Origin of the sequence: Methylobacterium sp. WL120 (genome assembly GCF_008039465.1) — a bacterium.
GTDB lineage: Bacteria > Pseudomonadota > Alphaproteobacteria > Rhizobiales > Beijerinckiaceae > Methylobacterium > Methylobacterium cerastii.
Window position 1 is genome coordinate 1 of record NZ_VRUT01000038.1, and the last position, 23,162, is coordinate 23,162.

Consider the following 23,162-nt stretch of genomic DNA (forward strand, 5'->3'; position numbering starts at 1 on the left):
TGGATCGCGCGGATGCGGGCGAGCGCGGCGCGCCGGTCGGCCCGGCGCAGGCGCACGAGCGGCGCCAGCACGGCGACGAGCGCGGCAGCGAAGGCGACGAGGCCAACGATGCGCCAGGTGGCGGGGAGATCGAGCCAGAGCCCAAGCCAGGATACGGCGAGGAACGCCAGAACGACGCCCAAGCCCCGCCACAGCACCGGCCAGGCCCGCTCCCAGAGGCCGGCGGCGCTGGCCTGCGCCACGAGCCGGTCGAGCTGCGCGGCGGTGTCGGATTGCTTCGGATCGGTTCTGCTCACGCCCGCAATCGCCTCGCCGCTCTCGAACCTGCATCTTTCTGCAGGCAGGCTAGCATGGTGGGCATCGTGCGCGTGCGGGTCAAATCCGCTCAGGGCGAAGCAAGTGCCGTTAGTTGTGCGACTGGATGAAGTTGCGCACAAGCGGGTAGGTCTGCCCTTCCCACTTGCGGCCCGAGAACACGCCATAGTGGCCGACGCCGGCCTGGAGGTGGTGGCTGCGCATGTGCGGGGGCAGGCTGGAGCAGAGGTCGTGCGCCGCCATGGTCTGTCCGACGGCGCAGATGTCGTCGCGCTCGCCCTCGACCGTCATCAGCGCGGTCTTGCGGATCGAGCGCATGTCGATCGGGTTGCCACGGTAGGTCAGCTCGTTCTTGGCCAGGGTGTAGTCCTGGAACACCGTCTTCACCGTCTCGATGTAGAATTCCGCCGCCAGGTCGAGCACGGCGAAGTACTCGTCGTAGAACCCGGCGATCGCGTCGGCCTTCTCGACCTCGCCGTTGGCCATGTGCCAGAACAGGTCCGCATGGCCCTGCATGTGTCGCTTGGTGTTCATCGACACGAAGGCCGAGACCTGCACGAAGCCGGGGTAGACGCGCCGGCCGGCGCCCTTGTGGCGCCGGGGCACGGTGGAGATCAGGTTCTTCTCGAACCACTCGATCGGCTTCGAGGTGGCGAGCGCGTTCACCGAGGTCGGGCTGATGCGGCAATCCACCGGGCCGGCCATCAGCGTCATGCTGCGGGGCGCGGCCGAATCCTTGGTCTCGGCCATGACTGCGGCGGCGGCGAGCGCCTGCACGGTCGGCTGGCACACGGCGAGCACGTGGGCGGGGCCGCCCATCGCCCCGAGGAACTGCACGAGGTGGCCGACATAGTCGTCGAAGCCGAAGGCGCCATCCGAGAGCGGCACGTCGCGGGCGTTGTGCCAATCGGTGATGTAGACGTCGTGGTCGGGCAGCAGGGTCTTCACCGTGCTCCGCAGCAGCGTCGCGAAGTGGCCCGAGAGCGGGGCCACCACCAGCACCTTCGGCTGCTCGGTGTCGATGTCCTTGCGGAAGCGCAGCAGGGTGCCGAACGGCGTCGAGAGCATCGGCTCCTCGACCACCGGGACCTCGCGGTTGCCGACCGCGATCGTGTCGATGCCGAAGGAGGGGCGCGCGAAGGTCAGGCCGGCGCGCATCATCATGCGGGCGCCGGCCGACATCCAGTTCATCGACTCGCCGAAGCCGGCCCAGGGCGAGACCGCATCGTGCAGCACCCGTCCCCAGGCCCGCGTCTGCTGGGCCATGTCGCATTGCATGTCGAACGCGTCGTACAGCATGGGGCGTGCACTCGTGCGCGACCGGCCCGACGAGCGGGCGGTCACGGCTTCCGGTTGGGGCTGATACGCCGCGTCGTGCTGCATCATCATGGAGGCAGGATCAGTCGTGCGCGCGAGCACCGCAACTGGTTAAACGACGAAGCCGCCGCCCTGTGGCTTCGGGGTATCACGTCTCGCAGCCGCCCGCTTGTCAGTCCGGGTAAGGCCATGCTCAATCGCGACGATGATCGATGGAGGCAGGCCCGCCGCGGGGCAGACCAAACGCTACGCCCAGAAGCGCGAGGCCATCCTCGACGCGGCGGCACGGCACTTCAACGCCCGCGGCATCCGCGGCACGGCGCTGAACGACGTCGGCGGCAGCGTCGGCCTCATGCCGAACAGCATCACCTACTATTATCGCCGCAAGGAGGACTTGGCGGCCGCCTGCTACGGTAGCACCATCGCGTGGCATGAGGCCCTGCTAGCCGAGACGGCGGCCTCCGCCGACCCGCCTCGGCGGCTCTCCGCCTTCCTCGCCGCGTATTTCCGCGATCTGGCGGCGATCGAGACCGGGGCGCGGCCGCCGCAGGTCCGGCTCACCGACATGCGCGCGCTGCCCGAGCCGCAGAGCGCGATGGTCTATGCCGCCTACAACGCCTTCTTCCGGCAGGCGCGCGCGGCGTTCTTCCCCGAAGCCGCCTTCCCGGGTCTCGACCGGGACGCGCTGAACGCGCGGACGCATCTCGTGATCTCGGTGGTCCACACGGTCCGCGCCTGGATCGACCGCTACGAGGCGGCAGACTACCCCCGCGTCGGCGAGCGCGTCGCCGACCTGCTGCTGCGCGGGCTCGCGGGGCCGGAGAGCCGCTGGAGCGGCGATGCGCCCGATCCCGTCGCGACACCCGCCGACCCGACCGAGCCGTTCCTGCGGGCGGCGACCGCGCTGATCAACGCGGAAGGCTATCGCGGCGCGTCTGTCGAGAAGATCTCGGCGCGGCTCAGCGTGACGAAGGGCTCGTTCTACCACCACAACGACAACAAGGACGACCTGATCGCCCAGTGCTTCGCGCGCACCTTCGAAATCCTGCGGCGGGAGCAGGAGGCGGCGGAGGCCGCCGGCGGCAGCGGCTGGATGCGGATCACCGCCTGCGCCCGCGCCCTGATGCGCCATCAGGTCTCCGAGCGCGGGCCGCTCCTGCGCTGCACCGCCGTCGGCGCGCTGCCGGACAGCCTGCGGGCCGAGATCCCGCTGACCATGCGGCGGCTGTGGGAGCGCCTCGCCTTCCCGATCGGGGACGGCATCGCCGACGGCTCGATCCGCGCGATCGACCCGTCGATCGCGGCCCAGGTCGTGAGCAGCATGATCGACGCGGCCTCCGACCTCGACCGCTGGTGCGAGGTCGAGGGGGCGCACGCGGCGGACGTCTTCGCACGCCCGCTGTTCGTCGGCGTCTACGCTCCGTCCGGTTAGAGCATTTTCAAGCGAGGTGGATGCCGGCTCGCGTGAAGAAAATGCGACCACACAGCAGGTTAGAGCTTTTTCCATGGTCCAGGGATCGCGGAAAAGCTCTAGGCCGCGATCAGGCCGCCGTCGTCGGCGACGCGGCGCAGATGGTAGGGCGTGTCGCCGAGCTGGTACTCGATCATCGCCAAGCGCTTGAAGTGGTGCGCGCCGATGTACTCCATGGTCATGCCGATGCCGCCGTGGAGCTGCACAGCCTCCTGGCCGAGGAAACGGCAGGCCTTGTTGACCTGCACCTTCACCGCGGAGAGCGCGGCCGCACGCTCGGCGGCGTCGGCGGATTCCACCATCATCGCCCCGTAGATCGCCATCGAGCGCGCCTGCTCCAGGGCGATCAGCATGTCGACCGCCCGGTGCTGCAGCGCCTGGAAGCTGCCGACCGTAACGCCGAACTGCTTGCGCTGCTTGAGGTAATCGACGGTGAGCGCGTGCAGCGCCGACATGGAGCCGAGCGCCTCGGCCGCCAGCGCCGCGATGCCGTGCTCGGCCACGCGCACGAGGAGCGGCAGGCCGTCCTCCGGATCTCCGAGTACGGCGTCCGCGCCGACCGCGACGTTGGCGAAGGCGACCTCCGCGGCCCGCCCGCCATCCTGGGTCGGATACGCTTCGATGGTCACGCCCGGCGCGTCCGCCGGCACCACGAACAGGCCGATGCCGTGCCGGTCGCGGCGCTCGCCCGAGAGGCGGGCGCTGACCACGATCAGGCCGGCGGAATCGGCGTTCAGCACCACGCTCTTCTGGCCATCGAGCACGTAGCCCGAGCCCTCGCGGCGGGCTTTCGTCGCGACATCGTGAAGGTCGTAGCGGGACTGCCGCTCGGTGTGGGCGAGCGCGAGACGCGTGGTGCCCTCGATCAGGCCGGGCAACCAGCGCGCCTTCTGGTCCGAATCGGCCCCAAGGCGAATCGCTGTCGCGCCGAGGACGCCGCTGGCGAAGACCGGCTCGACGGCGAGGTTCCGGCCGATCGCCTCCAGCACGATCATCGTCTCGACCGCGCCGCCGCCGAACCCGCCATCTTCTTCCGAGAACGGCAGGCCGCAGACGCCGAGCTCTGCGAGCTTGCCCCAGTTCGCCTCGGAGAACCCCATCGGCTCGCGGGTCCGGGCCTGGCGCGCCTCCAGCGAGGGATAGCCGTCGGCGCAGAAGCGCTCGACGCTGTCGCGCAACAGGTTCTGCTCTTCGCTGAAGTCGAAATCCATGAAACGAACCGCTTTCTACGAGACGCTCGACGCGACCGATGCGGCCGCGGGTCCCTTCTCCCAGGGGGAGAAGGACAGGATGAGGGGCGTGACCTTTCCGGATGGGTCATGCCCCTCACCCCAACACTCTCCCACCGGGAGAGGGGGCGGTCCGGAGCCACGCCCGCCGGACGGAGCAGAAATCAGAGCCCCAAGATGCCCTTGGCGATGACGTTGTGCTGGATCTCGTTCGAGCCGCCGTAGATCGAGACCTTGCGGTTATTGAAGTAGCTCGGCGCGGCCGCATCCACCCAGTCGAAGCCACCGGGCGGGTTGTTGCCGCCGCCGCCGCGGGCGGGCGCCGCGAGCGAGAACGGGCCGGCCAGCTCCACCAGCAGTTCGGTGGCGGCCTGTTGGAGCTGCGAGCCGCGGATCTTGAGGAGCGAGGAGGCCGGGTCGGGTTGCACCGAGTCGGCGCGGCCCAGCTTGGCCGCGACCCGCATCTGGGTGATCTCCAACGCCTTCAGCTCGATCTCGACCTCGGCGACGCGCCCGCGGAAGTCGCCGTCGTCCCACATCGAGCCGGCGCCGGACGGCATCTCCCGCGCCAGGCGCTTGATGCGCTGGATGCGCTCCTTGGTCAGGCCGATCCGGGCGATGCCGGTGCGCTCGTTGGCGAGCAGGAACTTGGCGTAGTCCCAGCCCTTGTTCTCCTCGCCGACCAGGTTCTCGACCGGCACGCGCACGGAATCGAAGAACACCTCGTTGACCTCGTGGCGCCCCTCCAGGGTGATGATCGGGCGCACGGTGATGCCCGGCGTCGTCATGTCCATCACCAGGAAGGAGATGCCGCGCTGCTTCTTCGCCTCCATGTCGGTGCGCACGAGGCAGAAGATCCAGTCGGCGTGCTGGCCGAGCGTCGTCCAGGTCTTCTGGCCGTCGACGACGTAGTGGTCGCCGTCGCGCACGGCCTTCGTCTTGAGCGAGGCGAGGTCGGAGCCGGCGCCGGGCTCGGAGAAGCCCTGGCACCACCAGTCGTCGAGGTTCGCGGCGCGCGCCAGAAAGCGCTCCTTCTGCGCCTGGTTGCCGAAGGTCGCGAGCACCGGGCCGAACATGTAGCAGTTGAACTGCTGCGGCAGCGGCACCGCCGCCTGCAGCAGCTCCTCGGTGTAGATGTAGCGCTGGATCGGCGTCCAATCCTGGCCGCCCCATTCCTTCGGCCAATGCGGCACGGCCCAGCCGCGGGCGTTGAGGATGCGCTGGGCCGTGACGACGTCGTCCTTGCCGAGTCCCCGGCCTTCCGAGACCTTGCGGCGGATCTCGGCCGGGATCTTCTCGCGGCAGAAGCTGCGGACCTCGTCGCGAAACGCGATCTCCTCGGCGGTGAAGCGCAGGTCCATGGCTCAGTTCCCGATCTCGAACAGGCCGGCGCAGCCCATGCCGCCGGCCACGCACATGGTGACGACGGCGTAACGCGCCCCGCGGCGCCGGCCCTCGAGCAGGGCATGGCCGACGAGGCGGGCGCCGCTCATGCCGAAGGGGTGCCCGACGCTGATGGCGCCGCCGTTGACGTTGACCCGCTCCGGGTCGATCCCGAGTGTGTCGCGGCAGTACAGCGACTGGCTCGCGAAGGCCTCGTTCAGCTCCCACAGGTCGATGTCGGCGACTTTGAGCCCGTGCCGCTCCAGCAGGCGCGGCACCGCGAAAACCGGGCCGATGCCCATCTCGTCCGGGCCGCAGCCGGCCGACGCGAAGCCGCGGAAGGTGCCCAGTGGGGCAAGCCCGCGCCTCACAGCCTCCGCCCCCGACATCACCACGCAGGCCGAGGCCCCGTCCGAGAGCTGGCTGGCGTTGCCGGCGGTGATGAACGCGGTCTCGCCGCGCACGGGCTTGAGCTTGGCCAGACCTTCGAGCGTCGTGTCGGGGCGGTTGCCCTCGTCCTTGGCGAGCCGCGTCTCGACGGTACGGGTCTCGCCGGTGGCCTTGTCGGTCACCGACATCATCGCGGAGATCGGCACGATCTCGGCATCGAACAGGCCGCGCTCCTGCGCCGCCGCGGTGCGGCGCTGGCTTTCCAGCGCGAACGCGTCCTGGGCCTCGCGCGAAATGCCGTAACGCTCGGCGACGATGTCGGCGGTCTCGATCATCGGCATGTAGATCGCCGGCAGGTGGGCGAAGAGCCAGTCGTTGCGGGTCAGCTCCTTCTGCACCTTCGGCTGCACCAGGCTGATCGATTCGAGGCCGCCGGCCACCGCCACCGGCACGCCGTCGAGGATCACGCGCCGTGCGGCGCTGGCGATCGCCTCGAGGCCCGAGGCGCAAAACCGCGACACCGTCACGCCGGCCGACCCGACCGGGATGCCGGCGACGAGGCTCGCGTGCCGCGCGACGTTGCCGCCGGTCGCGTTCTCAGGATAGCCGCAGCCGAGCACGACCTCCTCGACCTCGGCCGGCTCGACGCCGGCGCGCTCGACCGCGGCGCGGATCGCGTGGGCCCCGAGGTCGGCGCCGTCTGTCAGGTTCAGCGCGCCGCGGAACGCCTTGCCGATCGGCGTGCGGGCGGTGGAGACGATGACGGCGTCGATCATGCGGGTCGGGCTCCGGTGTTGTCGCGCGCCGTCATGGCCTGTACTTCGGCGACGAGCACGCTGGCGAGCAGCTTGCCCGCCGGGCTACGGGGGAGGGCGTCCCGGAATTCGAGCGCCCGCGGGATCTCGTGGCGGCCGATGCGGCTGGCGAGGAAGGCGTTGAGCTCGTCGAGGGTGAAGCGCTCGGCGCCGGGCTTCAGGGTGACGAAGGCCTTGGCCGCCTGGCCGCGATAGTCGCAAGGGATGCCGATGACGATGGTCTCGGCGACCGCCGGATGCTCGTAGATCGCGCTCTCGATCTGCACCGGGTAGACGTTGTAGCCGCCCGAAATGATCATGTTCTTGCGCCGGTCGACGAGGTCGAACAGGCCGTTCTCGTCCACTCGCCCGATGTCGCCGGTGAGGAACCAGCCGTCGCGGAACGCTTCGGCCGTGGCGTCCGGCTGCTCGAAGTAGCCGGCGAAGACGTTGGGCCCGCGGATCGCGATCTCGCCGGTCTCCCCGGTCGGCACCTCCACCGAAGGGTCGTCGAGGGAGACGACCCGCATGGCGATGCCCTTCAACGGGATGCCGATCACGCCGGGCCGGCGCTCGGCCGCGCGCGGCAGGCGGGTGCCGGCAGGCGAGGTCTCGGTCATGCCCCAGCCGACCCCGAGGTTGACGCCCATCAGCCGGCTCAGGCGGCCCATCACGTCGAAGGGCAGGGGCGCGCCGCCGCTCATGCACGAGCGGAGCGACGAGAAGTCCACCGCCTCGATGCCGGGGCGGTTCAGCAGCGCGAACCACATCGTCGGCACCCCCGGCAGCGCCGTAGCGCGGCGGACTTCGATGTCGGCGACGATCTCCTCCGGGTCGAAGCGCTGGCGCAGCAGGATCTGCGTGCCGCCGCGGATGCCGCGCAGGAGCACCGTCGTCAGCGCGTAGATGTGGAACAGCGGCAGAACGCAGACGGCGCGGGCCGAGGCCTCGCTCTCGTCGCCGTCGTCAGTCCAGAGCCGGTACATCGAGACGGCGGCCGTCAGGTTGCCGTGGGTCAGCATCGCCGCCTTCGGCAGGCCGGTGGTGCCGCCGGTGAATTGCAGCAGCATCACGTCGGAGGGCTTGCGCTGCGGCCAGGCGGCCGGGCGCGGCGCGCTGCGCAACGCGGCCAGCGGTACGACGCCGGAGCGGTCCGGGATCGGCAGGGGCTCCAGCACGGTGGAGGCGCCCCATTCCGCGTCGTCGCCGACGAGGACGGTGTCCACGGCGCCCTCGTCGAGCAGCGTCAGCGCCACCGGCAGGAAGCCGGGCAGGTTGGTGGTCACGAGGACGCGGGCGCGGGTGGTGCCGATCTTGTGCGCGAGTTCCCGCGGCGCATCGAGGCCGGACAGGTGCGCCACCCGCAGCCCGGCGCGGGCTGCGGCGAAGAACGCCACAGGGTGGAACGGGGTGTTCGGCAGGTGCAAGCCGATCGTGGCGTCGGGCGCCAACCCGAGCCGGATCAGGCCGGCGGCGATCGCCTCGACGTGGTCGGCGAATTCGGGATAGCCGATCGGGCGTCCGCGAAAATCGAAAGCCGGCCCCTTCGCCCCGGCGACGCCGGCCGCGAGCAGGTCCGGAATCGTTCCGACCTCGATCGCGCCGTCCCAATCGCAGGATTCCGGGAAGTGCCGCGCCCAGGCCTCCGCCCGAGCCTCCGCTGGCGATTCGGCCTCTCGGATCGCCAGATGCGACACGCCAACCTCCCAGACGCGACCTCGGGCGGGTCGCTGTTCCATGATTGCGAAATTCGATTTATGCCGATGGCGGTCGCTGTCAACCGAACATACCGGTTTTTCGAAACCGGAAGGCCGGGCGCGGTGCCAGGCGGCGCCGCACACGCGCCGAATGCAGGATCTGGAGGAACCGATGGAGCCGACGACGGAACAGGACCTGCCGCTGTCGGGCATCCGCGTCCTCGACTTGTCGCGCGTGCTGGCCGGCCCGTGGTGTGGACAGGTGCTCGCCGACCTCGGCGCCGACGTGATCAAGGTCGAGCATCCCGAGCGCGGCGACGACACCCGCGACTGGGGCGTCGCCACCAGCCCGGGCAACACCACCTATTTCGACAGCGTGAACCGCAACAAGCGCTCGCTCGGCCTCGACCTCGCGACCGAAGAGGGCGCGGACCTGGCGCGCAGGATCGCCGCCGGCTGCGACGTGCTGATCCAGAACTTCAAGCGCGGCGGCGCCGACAAGCTCGGCCTCGGCTACGCGCGCCTCTCGGCCGAGAACCCGGGCTTGGTCTACTGCTCGGTGGCCGGCTACGTCGGCGACGGGCCGGAGGCGGACCGGCCGGGCTACGACCTCGTGGTGCAGGGCGAGTCCGGGCTGATGGCGTTGAACGGCCGGCCCGAGGAGCCGCCGCTGAAGTTCGGCGTGGCGGCGGTGGACCTGTTCACCGGCCAGTACGCGGCGCAGGCGGTGCTCGCCGCGCTCCTGCAGCGCCACCGCACCGGGCGCGGACGCCACGTCGAGATGGCGCTCTACGATTCCGGCCTCAGCCTCACCTCCTATGTCGGCCTCGCAGCGCTCGCCCTCGGCCGCGATCCCGAGCGGGTCGGCAACGCCCACCCGGCGATCGTGCCCTACGGCGTGTTCGAGGCGGCGGACGGTCCCCTCGTGATCACGGTCGGCAACAACGGCCAGTATCGCCGCTTCTGCACGGTGATCGGCCGCGAAGACCTTGCCGCCGACCCGGACTTCGCGACCAACCTCGGCCGCTCGCGCCATCGCGCACGGCTCGCCCCCGAGATCGACCGCGAACTGGCCCGCATCCCGCGAGCGGCGCTGATCGAGGCGCTTCGCGCCGCCGGCATCCCCTGCGGCGAGGTCGCGGGCCTGCACGAGGCGTTCCGTTCCGAACGCACGGCGCAGGCCGGCATGCTGCACGCGGGCCGCTCGCCCGTCCTCGCGCCGCCCTATCGCCTCGACGGCGACCGGCCGCCGGTGCGCCGGCCGCCGCCGAGCCTCGGCGAGCACACCGACGCGCTGCTCGCGGAACTCGGCCTCGATTCGAAGCATATCGCGGACCTGCGGGCACGCGGCGTCGTCGCAGGCTGAGCCTCGCCGACAGGGCCGGACCCCGATCTCGAAAACGGCCGACGCCCGGAGCGAACCGGGCGCGGCGACGATGAGGAAGCCAGCATGACCGACACCCCGACCACCCTCCGCCGCGACGGCCGCATCGCCGTGATCACCCTGGCCTCGCCGCCGGTGAACGCGCTCGGCACCCCGTTGCGCGAGAGCCTGCGCGACCGGATCGCGGAAGCGGGCGCGGACGAGGCGGTCGGCGCGATCGTGCTCACCGGTTCGGGCAAGCTGTTCTCGGGCGGCGCCGACATCACGGAGTTCGGCAAGCCGCCTCGCGGTATGGGCCTGGGTGAGCTGCTCGACATCATCGAGACCTCGTTCAAGCCGGTGGTCGCCGCGATCCACGGGCAGGCGCTCGGCGGCGGCCTCGAGCTCGCGCTCGCCTGCCACCACCGGGTCGCGACGCCCTCGGCCAAGCTCGGCCTGCCGGAGGTCAAGCTCGGCCTCGTGCCGGGCGCCGGCGGCACGCAGCGCCTGCCGCGGGTGGTCGGCCCGCAGAAGGCTCTGGAAATCATCACCTCGGGCCAGCCCGTCGGCGCCAAGGCCGCGCAGGCGATGGGTCTCGTCGACGCGTTGACCGGCGCGGTCACATTAGTGGCGGACGCGGTCGCCTTCGCCGAGCGCGTCCTGGCCGAGGGGCAGGCATCGCCGCGCATCCGCGACCGCGACGACCGGATCGCCGAGGGGCGCGACAACCCCGGCCTGTTCGAGGCCTTCCTTAAGGCGAACGCGAAGAAGTTCCGCGGCCTCGAGGCGCCGGAGGGTTGCATCCGCTGCGTCGAGGCGGCCTGCAATAGACCGTTCGCGGAAGGCATGGCCTTCGAGCGCGAGACCTTCGAGCGGCTGATGCACGGCGCCCAGTCGATCGCCCAGCGCCACGTCTTCTTCGCCGAGCGCGAGGCCGCCAAGATCCCGGGCCTGGGCAAGGACACGCCGACCCGCGCGGTCGCCCGCGTCGGCATCATCGGCGCCGGCACGATGGGCGGCGGCATCAGCATGAACTTCCTCAACGCCGGCATCCCGGTGACGATCGTCGAGGCCAAGCCCGAGGCGCTGGAGCGCGGGCTGAAGACGATCCGCAGGAACTACGACGGCTCGGCCAAGAAGGGCCGCATCACCGCCGCCGACGTCGAGACCCGGATGGGGCTGCTCACCGACAGCCTCGACTTCGCCGACCTCGCCGCGTGCGACCTGATCATCGAGGCGGCGTTCGAGGACATGGACCTCAAGCGCACGATCTTCGAGAAGCTCGACGCCATCGCCAAGCCGGGCGCGATCCTCGCCTCCAACACCTCCTACCTCGACATCGACGTGATCGCCGGCATGACGAAGCGCCCGCAGGACGTGATCGGCATGCATTTCTTCTCGCCGGCCAACGTCATGCGGCTCCTCGAAGTGGTGCGCGGCGCGAAGACCGCACCCGACGTGATCGCCACCGCGATGGCCCTGGGGCGGCGGATCGGCAAGGTCGCGGTGCTGGTCGGCGTCTGCCACGGCTTCGTCGGCAACCGCATGCTGGAGCAGCGCCAACGCGAGGCCAACAAGCTGATCCTCGAAGGCGCCCTGCCGCAGGACGTGGACCGGGTGGTCGAGGGCGTCGGGTTGCCGATGGGGCCGTTCGCGATGAGCGACCTCGCCGGCCTCGACATCGGCTGGTCGGCCGAGACCTCGAAGGGCGAGAGCGTGCGCGACATCCTGTGCGAGCAGGACCGCCGCGGACAGAAGACCGGGCGCGGCTTCTACGATTACGACGAGAACCGGAAGTCCACGCCCTCGTCCGAAGTCGAAGCGGTGATCCGTCAGGTGTCCGAGCGCAAGGGCATCGCCCGCCGCACCGTGACGGACCAGGAGATCCTGGAGCGCTGCCTCTATCCGATGGTCAACGAGGGCGCCAAGATCCTCGAAGAGGGCAAGGCGCTGCGGGCCTCCGACATCGATACGGTGTGGATCAACGGCTACGGCTGGCCGGTCTACACCGGCGGCCCGATGCACTGGGCCGACGCCATCGGCCTCGACACGATCCTGGCTCGGATGCAGGCTTTCGAAGCCGAGCACGGGCCGGAATTCACGCCTTCGGCCCTGTTGGAAAAGCTCGTCGCGGAAGGCGGGAGCTTCGCCGGGTACGACAGGGCGGCGCGGAACGCGGGCTGAAAGCGCCACCCTCCAACCTTCGCGCGGCTGCGACTTCTCGGGTTGCCGAAGGTGCCGCTGGTCCCCTCTCCCGAACGGGAGAGGGGGCCGTACAGGGCTTCGAGCGATCGTCTCTCTTACCCGATCGCCCCGCTGGCGATCGTCACGCCGCCATCCACCACGATCGCCTGACCGGTCGTGAACCGCCCCGCGGCGGAGGCGAGGAAGATGGCGGCGCCCGCGATCTCGTCCGGCTCGCCGATGCGGCGCAACGGGGCGCCCGAGGTCGCGGCCTCCAGCACCTTGGGGTCCTCCCACAGGGCGCGGGCGAAGTCGGTGCGCACGAGGCCGGGGCAGATGCAGTTCACCCGGACGTTGTGTGGGCCGTACTCGACCGCGTAGTTGCGGGCGAGCTGCATGTCGGCGGCCTTCGAGACGTTGTAGGCACCGATCACCGGCGAGCCCTTGAGGCCGCCGATCGAGGAGACGATGACGATCGCGCCGTCCCGCCGGGCGATCATCGACGGCGCCACGAGCTGGATCAGCCAGTGGTTCGAGACGACGTTGTTCGACAGGATCTTCTGGAACTGCTCGTCCTTGATCTCGGCGAGCGGGCCGTAATACGGGTTGCTGGCGGCATTGCAGACCAGCACGTCCACTTCCCCGAATTTTTCGCGGGTTTCGGAGATCAGGCGGACGAGGTCGTCCTTCACCGAGATGCTGGCCGGCACCGCCATCGCGCGGCCCGCGCCGTGCGCCGCCTCGATCTCGGCCACGACCGCGTCGCAGGCCTCGCGCTTGCGCGACGACACCACCACCCGCGCGCCCTGCTCGGCCATCCGCAGGGCGATGGCGCGGCCGATTCCCCGGGACGAGCCGGTGATGACGGCGACTTTGCCGGTGAGATCGAACAGCGACATCGGATCATCCTCTCGCGCGTCTGAGCTTGGCCATGCCGCCGATCCAGCGGTCGTGGTCGTCGGCCTTGCGGCGCACGTACGCGGCGACTTGGCCGTGCGGCAGGATCAGGAATCGGCCCTCCGCGAGCCCCGTGAACGCCGCCTCGGCTACGGCGGCAGGGCTGAGCAGGCCGTCGCGCAGAGCCGGCTCGCGCGGGGAGGCGCCGCGCACCATCGCCGTGTCGACGCCCTGCGGACACAGCGCGGCGACGCGGATGCCGTGATCGCGATGGGTGATCGCCAGGTGCTCGCAGAAGCCGAGCGCAGCGTGCTTGGTGGTGGAATAGGTGGCGCTGCCGATCTGGCTGAGCAGCCCCGCCGCGGAAACCGTGGCGAGGAAGCTCCCGGAGCGCCGGGCGATCCAATCCGGCAGCAGCGCCCGCGCCGCGTGGACGTGGCCCATGACGTTGACGGCCCAGGCGCTGGCCCAGTCGGCTTCCGCTGCGGAGGCCGCGTTCTCGGGATCGGGATCGCGGAGCAGGATGCCGGCATTCGAGGCGTAGACATCCACCCGGCCGTGGTCGCGGATCGTGCGCGCGACGAGGTCGGCGACGCTCTCGGCCTCGCCCACGTCGCAGGTCGCGGGCGTGCCGCCGACCTCGGCCGCGGTCTCGGCGGCGCCGGCCGCATCGATGTCGGCGGCGACGACCGTCGCGCCGTCCGCCGCGAACCGCGCGCAGAGGGCGCGGCCGATGCCGCCCGCAGCGCCGGTGACGACGACGATCCGATCCATCGCGGTCAGGCCCCGGCCTTCACGGCGAAGGACCAGGCCGCGTCGGCGAGCTTGGGGACGCGGGCCGCCATGTCGGCGGCGTGGTCGCTCGCGGCGGTGCCGGCCTTCATCCGCCCGGCGATGCCCTGCAGGATGCCGACGAGGCGGAACAGGTTGTAGGCGAAGTACCAGTTCAGGTCGGGCAGGCCGTCGCGCCCGGTCTCGCGGCAGTAGAGCGCCACCGCCTCCGCCTGCGTCGGGATGCCGAGGCTCCCGAGGTCGAGGCCGCCGAGCGCGCTGCGCCCGTCCGCCGGCAGCACCCAGTGCATCAGCAGGTAGCTGAAGTCGGCGAGCGGATCGCCCAGCGTCGAGAGTTCCCAATCGAGCACCGCGGCGACGCGGCCGCCCGAAAAGATCATGTTGTCGAGGCGGTAGTCGCCGTGGACGATCGAGACGCGGTCCTGCTCCGGCACGGTCCGCGGCAGCCACGCGATCAGCCGCTCGGCCGCCTCGAGCCGGTCGCCCTCGGCGGCGCGGTACTGCCTGGTCCAGCGATCGACCTGGCGGGCGAAGTAGTTGCCCGGCCGCCCGTAATCGTCGAGCCCGATCGCGGCGTGGTCGGTCTGGTGCAGGCGCGCCAGTGTCGCGATCATCCCCTCGTAGACGCCGCGCCGTTCCGCCGGCCCGAGGTCGGGCAGGGCCGCGTTCCAGTGCACCGCGCCCTCGACCGCCTCCATCACGTAGAAGGCCGCGCCGACGACGCCGGCATCCTCGCACAGCGCGTCGGCGCGGGGCACCGGGAAGCCGGTGCCGTGCAGCGCCCGGATCAGGCGGTATTCGCGCTCGACCGCGTGCGCCGAGGGCAACAGCGGGCCGAACGGCTTGCGTCGCAGCACGTAGGCCCCGCCCGGCGTCTCCAGTCGATAGGTCGGGTTCGATTGGCCGCCCTTGAACTGGCGCAGCGCGAGCGGGCCGCGAAAGCCCGCCACGTGCCCGGCCATCCAGGCCGACAGCGCGGCCTCGTCGATCCGGTGGCGCGGGTCGACCGGCTTGGTGCCGGCGAAGGCGGCGTCCCCGGTCTCACTCACGCGGCGGGGCCCGCGTTGCTGTGCCGGGCGAATTCCAGGCGGGCGATCGAGCGGTTGTGCACCTCGTCCGGTCCGTCGGCCAGCCGCAGGGTGCGGACGTGGGCGTAGGTCCGCGCCAGGTCGAAGTCGTCGGAGACGCCGGCGCCGCCATGGGCCTGGATCGCGTCGTCGAGCACCTTCAGCGCGATGCGCGGGGCGGCGACCTTAATCATCGCGATCTCGAGCTTGGCCGCCTTGGCGCCGACCTTGTCCATCATGTCGGCGGCCTTCAGGCAGAGCAGCCGCGTCATCTCGATGTCGATGCGGGCTTCCGCCACCCGCTGCTCCCAGACCGACTGGTCGGCCAGCCGCTTACCGAAGGCGGTGCGCGAGAGCAGGCGGCGCACCATCGCCTCCAGGGCGGCCTCGGCCGCGCCGATGGTGCGCATGCAGTGGTGGATGCGCCCCGGCCCGAGGCGGCCCTGGGCGATCTCGAAGCCGCGGCCCTCGCCGAGGATCAGGTTCTCGGCCGGCACGCGCACGTCGCGCAGGATCACCTCGGCGTGGCCGTGTGGGGCCTCGTCGTAGCCGAACACCGAGAGCATCCGCTTGATCTCGACGCCGGGCGCGTCGAGGGGCACGAAGATCTGGGATTGCTGTTGGTGGCGCGGCGCGTCGGGGTCGGTCTTGCCCATGACGATCGCGACCTTGCAGCGCCGGTCGCCGACGCCGGTGGACCACCACTTGCGGCCGTTGACGACGTAGTGGTCGCCGTCGCGGCGGATCGAGGTCGCGATGTTGGTCGCGTCCGAGGAGGCGACCTCCGGCTCGGTCATCAGGAAGGCGGAGCGGATCTCTCCGGCCATCAGGGGCTTGAGCCAGCGCTCCTTGTGCATCGCGCTGCCGTAGCGGTGCAGCACCTCCATGTTGCCGGTGTCGGGCGCCGAGCAGTTGAACACCTCCGAGGCCCACGCGATCCGGCCCATCTCCTCGGCGCAGCGCGCGTAGTCGAGGTTGGTCAGCCCGGCACCCCGGAATTCCTCGGTGTCGTGCTCGGGCGAGGGCGGCAGGAACAGGTTCCACAGGCCGGCCGCGTGCGCCTTCGCCTTCAGGCCCTCGATCGCCTCGGAGGGCGCCCAGCGGTCGGGCACGGTCTGCGCCGTCTCGGCCTTCACGGCGTCGAGCGCCGGGTAGACCTCGGCGGCCATGAAGTCGCGCACGCGCTTGAGCCAGCGCTCCTGCGTCGAGGACGGGGAAAAATCCAATGCTTCCACTCCCTGGGCCCGCCGACGTCGTCGCGCGGCTGGGCGAGGGGACCGTACTCCCGCTTCGAATCGGGCGACAAGCCCCGACCGGGCCAGGCCTGAAAGATCGCGCCGGCCGTCTGCGACGGCGGCCCGGACCGGACGTGCGGTCCGTCGCAGGACGCAACCGCAAGGCGATCTCGGCGGACCGAAGACACGGCGTCAATCTTAATATTGGATGTTAGAAGCCCGAACACTATGCTGCAAACCAATCGGTGAAATTTACTATGAAACCGACCAATTGCCTATGGTTCGCCAAATTGCTTGCTCGCGAAACCCAGATCAGGAAGAAAGATGCTGTGTTTCAAATACGGGGGCCGTCATGATCTCTTCCGCCGCAGTCGTCACCACCAATCCCGCCGCCATCGATGCCGTCGCCGCGGCCGGCGCGGACGACGTCGAGGTCCGCCTGTTCGAGATCTTCCGCAAGTACCTGAAGGTCGAGGACGTCCGCTGGGACAGCGCGACGACGATGGAGGAAGCGCAGATCGACTCCCTGGACCTCGTCGAGGTGATCTTCGAGATCGAGGACCAGTTCGGCGTCGAGGTGAACTTCAACGCCAACGCCAAGCCCGCCGCCGAGACCACCTTCGGCGACGTGGTCGGCCTGATCCGCTCGGCCCTCGCCGCCAAGGCCCGGAGAGCATGAGCGCCGTCGTCGTCACCGGGCTCGGCGTCGTCTCGCCGAGCGGGCTCGACCTCGAGACCTACTGGGCGAACCTGATCGCGGGCCGCCCGAACTTCACCGTCGCCCGCGCGCTCCCGGATGCGAACCTGGTCGTCGCGGCGATCGACGAGGGGACGGCGTTCGCCGACCTGCCGATCTCTGTTCCGGGCGCCTGCGACCGCAACGCCGTGCTGGCGGTGGCCGCCGCCGGCCGCGCCCTCGCGGACGCCGGCATCGCGCCCGGCTCGGTGGCGCCCGAGCGCATCGCGGTGATCCTCGGCAACGGCGGCGGCGGCCTGACCAGCCTCGACACGCAATACGAGCGGCTCTTCGCCGAGAAGAAACGCCCCCATCCGTTCTCGGTCGTGCGCGCGATGGGAAGCTCCTCGGCGAGCTGGGTCTCGATCGCCTACGGCGCGCAGGGCCCGTGCTTCGTCCTGGCCAGCGCCTGCGCCTCGGCCACCCATGCCATCGGCGTCGCCGCCCAGCTCGTGCGCAGCGGCGTCGTCGACGTGGCGATCACCGGCGGCACCGAGGCGCCGCTCTCCGCCGGCACGCTGCTCGCCTGGAACGGCATGAAGATCATGAGCCGAACAGGATGCCGCCCGTTCTCGCGGGACCGCGACGGCCTCACCGTCGGCGAGGGCGCGGGCGTCGTCATCCTGGAGCGCGAAGAGCATGCGCGGGCGCGGGGACGCGTGCCGCAGGTAGCCGTGGCGGGCTTCGGCTCGGGGGCCGACGCCGGCGACATCATGGCGCCGACCGCCGACGGCATGGTGCGCGCGATGCGGGCCGCTTTGGCCGATGCCGGCCTGTCGCCGGCCGACATCGCCTACGTCAACGCGCACGGCACCGGCACGCGGGCTAACGACCTCACCGAGGTCGCGGCGATGCGGACCGTCTACGGGGCGGGACGGGTGCCGCCGGTCTCCTCGACCAAGGGCACGACCGGGCACGCCCTGGGCGCGGCCGGGGCGCTCGAAGCGGTGGCGACGGTGCTCGCCATGACCCGCTCGGAGGCGCCGCCGACGGCGAGCCTAACCGAGCCGGACCCCGATCTCGACATCGACGCGATCCCGCTGCGCTCCCGGGCGATGCCGATCGGCGCGGCCATGTCGAACTCCTTCGCGTTCGGCGGCCTGAACGCCTGCCTCGTTCTGCGTCGGGTGACCTGACGCGGGGCGCTCCATGACCACCCCTGCCTGCCCATAGAACCACGGCCCGTCCGATGATCGAGACCCTGCTGGACCGCGTCGCCGCCCCTCCGGTCGCCGACGCCCGCGACACCTTCCTGGCGACGCTTCGCATCCGCGTCGGCACGCGGATCGGCGCGTCCGCCTGGACCCTGGTGGACCAGGCGCGGATCGATCGCTTCGCGGCGGCGACCGACGACCACCAGTTCGTCCACGTCGATCCCGTCCGCGCCGCGGCCGAGACCCCGTTCGGCGGGACCGTGGCGCATGGCTACCTGACGCTGTCGATGCTCGGCGGCGCCCTCGGCGACGTGCTGCCGGCCGACCCCTGCGTGCGGGCGGTGCTGAACCTCGGCGCCGAGAAGGTGCGCTTCGTGACGCCCGTGCGCGTCGATTCCCGCGTCCGCGCGGTCTTCACCCTCGACGGCGTCAGCGCGCTGCCGGGGCACCGGGCGGCGCTCCGACTCGGGGCGACGATGGAGGCGATCCAGCCCGGCGAGGCGGAGGCGCGGACGGCGTTGACCGCCAGCCTGACGCTAATGCTGGTCTTCGCCGACGAGACCGGTCGCGCCTGAGCACGGCCTGCACGCGCGCCAAACGGCGTTTGTCTCGGGCATCGTCCTGCAGGAGGGTCTCTGCGCAGCATTCTGTCCCATTTCTGGACACATACTGGCATTCGGAATGCCGGTTCCGAGTATTGCACGCTATTCCGCTGCCGGCCTTCACGGCAATTTAACCACGACGACGCATGGATCAGGAGGACATTCTTACCTTATAGAGCGGTCGGACTATCGGGATGCGGATCGGATCGACAGGCGGAAAGGCGGGCGCCCCCCGGGACGGCGCCGTCGCGCGGATCGGACGGACGCTCCTGTGTACGCTGTTCGCCGCCGGCGCCCTCGGCGCGGCCGGGGCCAGGGCCGAGACGATCGGCGAGACCATGGAATGGGCGCTCCGGACGAGCTTCGACCGCAAGGCGGACGACGAGCGCCAGGCGGCCCTCGAAGCCCGGCTGCTCAGCGGCTACGAGGCCTTCCTGCCGACCATGGGCTACTCGATCACCCGCCGCCTCGACAGCAAGATCAAGTACACCCCCGATTTCGCCTCCGATCCGCTGATCGGCGGGAGCGACACCCTGCAGCGATGGCAGCCCAACACGTCGGGCTTCCAACTGAGCCTGCCGCTGTTCGACGGGTTCAAGCGCTACAACGAGCTGGAAGCGGCCCGCAGCGCGACCGAGGCCGGGCGCGGCCTGCAGGACGCCAAGGCGCAACAGATCCTCCTCGACACCGCGAGCGCCTACCTCGCCGTCCTGCGCGACCGCGAGATCGTCCGCCTGCGCGAGGCGGCCATCGCCGACGTGGCGAAGGTGGCCCGCAGCGTCGCCCTGCGGCGCGAGGTGCACGACGCCACCAACGCCGAGGCCGCCCTGGCCGATTCGCGCGTGCTCGCGGCCACCACCAACCTCGAGCAGGCGAAGGCGGGCCTCGTCACCTCCGAGGTCGAGCTGGCGCGGCTCGCCGGCCCGACCGCCAACCCGAGCGGGCTGCCGTCGATCCCCAACAGCCTGTTGCCGCAGTCACTGGACGAGCTGCAAAGCATCCTGGTCGCCGCCAACCCGACGCTGATCGCGGCCCGCCTCGACGCGACCTCGGCGGACTACCTCGCTCGGGCCTCCTACGCCCAGTTCCTGCCACAGGTGAGCCTGGAGGTGACGCACGGGCGGCGCGGGCCGGCCTCGTTGACGCCGTACCGGGTGCTCGAAACCTCGACGATGCTGCAGACCATCATCCCGATCTACCAGCCCGGCGAATTCGGTAACGTCGCCCTGCAGCACGCGGCGGCCCGCCAGAAATCCTATGCCGCGCAGGACCTCGAGAACACGCTGATCGCGCAGGCGACGAGCGCGTTCAAGCAGCGCCGCTCGACCATCGTGCAGGTCGCCCAGGCCGACCAGCGCGTCCGCAAGATCTCCCTCGCCGTGCGCGGCCGTCAGATGGAGCTGCAGATCGGGTCGATGACCGTGGTCGACGTGCTCAACACCGTCGCGGAGCTGGCCGACGCCCGCGTCGCCAAGATCAACCTCGAATTCGCCCGCGACCGCGCGACCTACGCCCTCGCCGCGGTGATGAACCGCCTGCGCGCGTAGAAGCCGGACAGCACGCGGCCGTCAGGTATCTCGTCCTGCGGCCGGTGCCGCCGTGAGGCGGCCACCGTCGGATTCACAGCCTCGACGGTGCATGCCGCGCTATCGGGCGACGATCGGCGGGACCAAGACTGCGCGCCATCGCCGAATCGAATCGACTCGACTCAAGCGTCTCCGCGCTGAAAGCCCTTATATTCGGCGGTCTCTCGGCTTGAATCCCGAAATTTGAGAAGAGGTTGCGTCTCGGGCACGACACGCATGAGCCATCCGCGCCGTCGTTTCAGCGGCGAAGACCGAAATCGCGCGCGCCGGCAACCCGCTCGGCCACGTTCGATGCGAATTCCGTAGTCTTCGCGCCTATAGCCCGGGAGATAGGCGGAATTTTTTGGTAAATTCCGAGAAGATTACGTAGAAAGTCGGGCACATTAGGATTAATAACTCTCATTCGTTGCGAAGATGCTGGCAATCGCGCATTCATTGTTCGTCGGCCCAAGGGTGGCGCCGCGAAGAAAAGGGAACAGGAACATGACCGAACTCAAGCTCGACCAGGTCAAGCAGATCGCTGGCGGCGGCGGCTCCTGCGGCCAGGACAAGGGCGGCTCCCCGCCCCCGGCCCCGGCCTGCGGCCCGTCCAAGGGCGGCAAGTGCAGCTAAACGCGACGCCATCATTGCGTTGATCGTGGACGATGTGGAGCGGATGAGGTCCGCTCCGCATCGAGGCCCGAGGGGCTGTGCCGGGACGCTTCGCGTCCGGCGCAGCCCTTTTGCGTTTCGGCCCTCCGTAACCTCGACCGGTCTTCCGTCGCGACAGCCCCGAGGCACGAACGCCCGGCCCGGCATGGATGTGACCTGCCCGCCAACAGCGTCAAGCGACGGTTCTACGGTCGACGTCTTCGCCGATGTTCGAAAGATGGGTGTATTAGGATTAATTACTCTGTTTTGTTGCGAAGATGCTGGCGATGCTGCATCCATTGGTCGTCGGCCCGAGGGCGGCGCCGCACAAAAGGGGACACCATCATGACCGAACTCAAGCTCGACCAGGTGAAGCGCATCGCCGGCGGCGGCGGCTCCTGCGGCCAGGACAAGGGCGGCTCCCCGCCCCCGGCCCCGGCCTGCGGCCCGTCCAAGGGCGGCAAGTGCAGCTGAACGCGACCTCGCGGTGAAGGCGGACGATGCGGGCGGGCTGGGATCAACTGCAGCACCGCATCGTCGTCCGAGGGGCTGTGCCGAGACGCGTCGCGTCGGGCGCAGCCCCTCTCGTTAAGCCAACCGCACGAAATGCATCGGCGCCGACGGCTTTCGTCCGCGCCTGCGACGGGGCGGCAGGAATTTCGTGAGACACCCGAGGGCCAAGCTCTCGAACGGAGGTGATCATGCTGGACGTCACGCCGATGCCGGCCGCCATCGTGGCCGCGACCGATCTCGCCCACCACCTCCACCCCTTCGCCGACATGAAGGAGCTCGCCGCCGGCGGCATCCGCGTCATGACGCGGGGGGAGGGCGTCTACGTCCACGACGCCGAGGGCAAGCGCTACCTCGACGCCTTCGCCGGCCTCTGGTGCGTGAACGTCGGCTACGGCCGTCGCGAGATCGCCGACGCGGTCTTCGCCCAGATGAACGAGCTTCCGTACTACAACACCTTCTTCGCCACCACGACGACGCCGACGGCGCAGCTCGCGGCCAAGATCTGCTCGCATGCCGGGCCGGACATCAACCGGGTGTTCTTCACCTGCTCCGGCTCCGAGGCCAACGACACCTGGCTGCGGATGGCCCGGGTCTACTGGGCGACGCGGGGCCGGCCCGAGCGGAAGATCGTGATCTCGCGCCACAACGCCTACCACGGCTCCACCGTGGCGGGCGCGAGCCTCGGCGGCATGAAGCACATGCACGAGCAGGGCGACCTGCCGATCCCCGGCATCGTCCACATCGGCCAGCCCTACTGGTACGGCGAGGGCGGCGACCTCGATCCGGCCGCCTTCGGGTTGCTGCGCGCGCGCGAACTGGAGGACAAGATCCTCGAACTCGGGCCCGACCGCGTCGCGGCCTTCGTCGCGGAGCCGATCCAGGGCGTGGGCGGCGTCATCGTGCCGCCGGAGACCTACTGGCCCGAGATCCAGCGCATCTGCCGGAAGTACGACGTGCTGCTCGCCCTCGACGAGGTCATCACCGGCTTCGGGCGGCTGGGCTCGTGGTTCGGCTACCAGCATTTCGGCCTGGAGCCGGATTTCTGCGTTGTCGCCAAGGGCCTGTCCTCGGGCTACCTGCCGATCGCCGGCGTCCTGGTGTCGGACCGCGTCGCCGACGTGCTCGTCGCGGAGACCGGCGCGTTCCACCACGGCTTCACCTATTCCGGGCACCCGGTCGCCGCCGCGGCGGCCCTGGCCAACCTCAAGATCATCGAGGACGAGCGGCTGGTCGAGCGCGTGCACGACGACATCGGCCCGTACTTCGCCGCCGCGCTCGGGAGCCTCGGCGACCACATCATGGTCGGCGAGGTGGCCACGACCGGGCTTCTCGGCGCCGTGCAGCTCGTGCTCGACAAGGAAAAGCGCCAGCGATTCTCGCGGCCGGCGGATATCGGCATGATCATCCGCAACTTCTGCTTCATGCGCGGCGTCATCGTCCGGGCCGCCGCCGACCGGATCCTGATCTCGCCGGCCTTCACGATCAGTCGCAGCGAGATCGACGTCGTCGTCGCGACCCTGCGCGAGGTGATGGACTACGTCGCCGCCGAGTTGTCGTAGTCCAGTCCCGCTCACGGAAAGACTTGCAGGCTGGATGCGGCGTGGCGGGCAAGAGGTGTGACGCGGACAGGCTGCGGTTCAGGGTATCTTAACGATAATCGTCAATGATGATCGGGCAATTCGCAACGCGATGATCGTAAAATCTCGGGTTGTATAGTTTGCAGGTCGGAAGCGACGTTGGGTTGTCATCATCGACGATGCCCGCTCGGTGCGTGTGTCGGCCTCCGCCCGTCGGCGCGCGATCCTCG

Annotated in this window: 20 protein-coding genes; 10 read left to right on the forward strand and 10 right to left on the reverse strand. The window is 70.2% G+C overall.

Annotated features, from left to right (window positions below; translation table 11 throughout):
• Both FV229_RS28005 and phaZ read right to left on the reverse strand, forming a co-directional pair.
• Positions 1 to 296, reverse strand: a 296-nt coding sequence (locus FV229_RS28005; protein ID WP_246688125.1) for a DUF4175 family protein, incomplete at its 3' end; no start/stop codon positions are given.
• Between the two features lie 109 nt (positions 297 to 405).
• A complete protein-coding gene (gene phaZ / locus FV229_RS09690; protein ID WP_147751759.1) occupies positions 406 to 1,614 on the reverse strand; it encodes a polyhydroxyalkanoate depolymerase in 1,209 nt (402 codons plus the stop codon).
• A 223-nt stretch (positions 1,615 to 1,837) separates the two neighbouring features.
• On the opposite strand from phaZ, the gene FV229_RS09695 reads away from it, so the two are divergent.
• Positions 1,838 to 3,064, forward strand: a complete 1,227-nt coding sequence (locus FV229_RS09695) for a TetR/AcrR family transcriptional regulator (RefSeq protein WP_147751760.1) — start codon at positions 1,838 to 1,840, stop codon at positions 3,062 to 3,064.
• A 98-nt stretch (positions 3,065 to 3,162) separates the two neighbouring features.
• On the opposite strand, the gene FV229_RS09700 is transcribed toward FV229_RS09695, so the two are convergent.
• The 4 genes from FV229_RS09700 to FV229_RS09715 all read right to left on the reverse strand — a co-directional run bounded on the left by FV229_RS09700 (position 3,163) and on the right by FV229_RS09715 (position 8,596).
• Positions 3,163 to 4,314 (reverse strand): acyl-CoA dehydrogenase, encoded by a 1,152-nt coding sequence (locus tag FV229_RS09700; RefSeq protein ID WP_147751761.1) that lies wholly within the window; start codon positions 4,312 to 4,314, stop codon positions 3,163 to 3,165.
• 182 nt (positions 4,315 to 4,496) lie between these two features.
• Positions 4,497 to 5,693, reverse strand: coding sequence for an acyl-CoA dehydrogenase family protein (locus tag FV229_RS09705; RefSeq protein WP_147751762.1), 1,197 nt, complete (start codon positions 5,691 to 5,693; stop codon positions 4,497 to 4,499).
• A 3-nt stretch (positions 5,694 to 5,696) separates the two neighbouring features.
• On the reverse strand, positions 5,697 to 6,881 hold the full coding sequence (locus FV229_RS09710) for an acetyl-CoA C-acyltransferase (RefSeq protein WP_147751763.1): 1,185 nt from the start codon (positions 6,879 to 6,881) through the stop codon (positions 5,697 to 5,699).
• Positions 6,878 to 8,596, reverse strand: coding sequence for an AMP-binding protein (locus FV229_RS09715; protein WP_246688126.1), 1,719 nt, complete (start codon positions 8,594 to 8,596; stop codon positions 6,878 to 6,880). Before FV229_RS09715 ends, FV229_RS09710 begins: the two co-directional genes overlap by 4 nt.
• A gap of 172 nt (positions 8,597 to 8,768) precedes the next feature.
• On the opposite strand from FV229_RS09715, the gene FV229_RS09720 reads away from it, so the two are divergent.
• The gene (locus FV229_RS09720) at positions 8,769 to 9,962 is read left to right on the forward strand and encodes a CaiB/BaiF CoA-transferase family protein (RefSeq protein WP_147751765.1); all 1,194 of its coding nucleotides are present in this window, start codon (positions 8,769 to 8,771) and stop codon (positions 9,960 to 9,962) included.
• A gap of 84 nt (positions 9,963 to 10,046) precedes the next feature.
• Positions 10,047 to 12,143, forward strand: a complete 2,097-nt coding sequence (locus FV229_RS09725) for a 3-hydroxyacyl-CoA dehydrogenase NAD-binding domain-containing protein (RefSeq protein WP_147751766.1) — start codon at positions 10,047 to 10,049, stop codon at positions 12,141 to 12,143.
• A gap of 116 nt (positions 12,144 to 12,259) precedes the next feature.
• Here the strand turns inward: FV229_RS09725 and FV229_RS09730 are convergent, their stop codons facing one another.
• Genes FV229_RS09730 through FV229_RS09745 form a run of 4 tightly spaced genes read right to left on the reverse strand, consistent with a single transcriptional unit; the run spans position 12,260 to position 16,125 of the window.
• The gene (locus tag FV229_RS09730) at positions 12,260 to 13,042 is read right to left on the reverse strand and encodes an SDR family oxidoreductase (protein WP_147751767.1); all 783 of its coding nucleotides are present in this window, start codon (positions 13,040 to 13,042) and stop codon (positions 12,260 to 12,262) included.
• A 4-nt stretch (positions 13,043 to 13,046) separates the two neighbouring features.
• Complete coding sequence (locus FV229_RS09735; protein WP_147751768.1) at positions 13,047 to 13,814, reverse strand: SDR family NAD(P)-dependent oxidoreductase; 768 nt, start codon at positions 13,812 to 13,814, stop codon at positions 13,047 to 13,049.
• A 5-nt stretch (positions 13,815 to 13,819) separates the two neighbouring features.
• Positions 13,820 to 14,881: a phosphotransferase family protein gene (locus FV229_RS09740; RefSeq protein WP_246688127.1), complete on the reverse strand. Its 1,062-nt coding sequence runs from the start codon at positions 14,879 to 14,881 to the stop codon at positions 13,820 to 13,822.
• A complete protein-coding gene (locus FV229_RS09745) occupies positions 14,878 to 16,125 on the reverse strand; it encodes an acyl-CoA dehydrogenase family protein (RefSeq protein WP_147751769.1) in 1,248 nt (415 codons plus the stop codon). The genes FV229_RS09740 and FV229_RS09745 overlap by 4 nt, the downstream gene beginning before the upstream one ends.
• 361 nt (positions 16,126 to 16,486) lie before the next feature.
• On the opposite strand from FV229_RS09745, the gene FV229_RS09750 reads away from it, so the two are divergent.
• The 7 genes from FV229_RS09750 to FV229_RS09770 all read left to right on the forward strand — a co-directional run bounded on the left by FV229_RS09750 (position 16,487) and on the right by FV229_RS09770 (position 22,914).
• Positions 16,487 to 16,813, forward strand: coding sequence for a phosphopantetheine-binding protein (locus FV229_RS09750; RefSeq protein ID WP_147751770.1), 327 nt, complete (start codon positions 16,487 to 16,489; stop codon positions 16,811 to 16,813).
• Entirely contained in the window at positions 16,810 to 18,006 is a 1,197-nt protein-coding gene (locus tag FV229_RS09755) for a beta-ketoacyl-[acyl-carrier-protein] synthase family protein (protein ID WP_147751771.1), read from the forward strand. Before FV229_RS09750 ends, FV229_RS09755 begins: the two co-directional genes overlap by 4 nt.
• Before the next feature lie 53 nt (positions 18,007 to 18,059).
• Entirely contained in the window at positions 18,060 to 18,599 is a 540-nt protein-coding gene (locus FV229_RS09760; RefSeq protein ID WP_147751772.1) for a MaoC family dehydratase, read from the forward strand.
• 221 nt (positions 18,600 to 18,820) lie between these two features.
• A complete protein-coding gene (locus tag FV229_RS09765) occupies positions 18,821 to 20,173 on the forward strand; it encodes a TolC family protein (protein WP_147751773.1) in 1,353 nt (450 codons plus the stop codon).
• Between the two features lie 522 nt (positions 20,174 to 20,695).
• Positions 20,696 to 20,824, forward strand: coding sequence for a hypothetical protein (locus FV229_RS28400; protein WP_281406707.1), 129 nt, complete (start codon positions 20,696 to 20,698; stop codon positions 20,822 to 20,824).
• Positions 20,825 to 21,187: 363 nt separating this feature from the next.
• The gene (locus FV229_RS28405; protein ID WP_281406708.1) at positions 21,188 to 21,316 is read left to right on the forward strand and encodes a hypothetical protein; all 129 of its coding nucleotides are present in this window, start codon (positions 21,188 to 21,190) and stop codon (positions 21,314 to 21,316) included.
• A gap of 227 nt (positions 21,317 to 21,543) precedes the next feature.
• Positions 21,544 to 22,914 (forward strand): aspartate aminotransferase family protein, encoded by a 1,371-nt coding sequence (locus FV229_RS09770; protein WP_147751774.1) that lies wholly within the window; start codon positions 21,544 to 21,546, stop codon positions 22,912 to 22,914.
• Positions 22,915 to 23,162 lie beyond the last annotated feature (248 nt).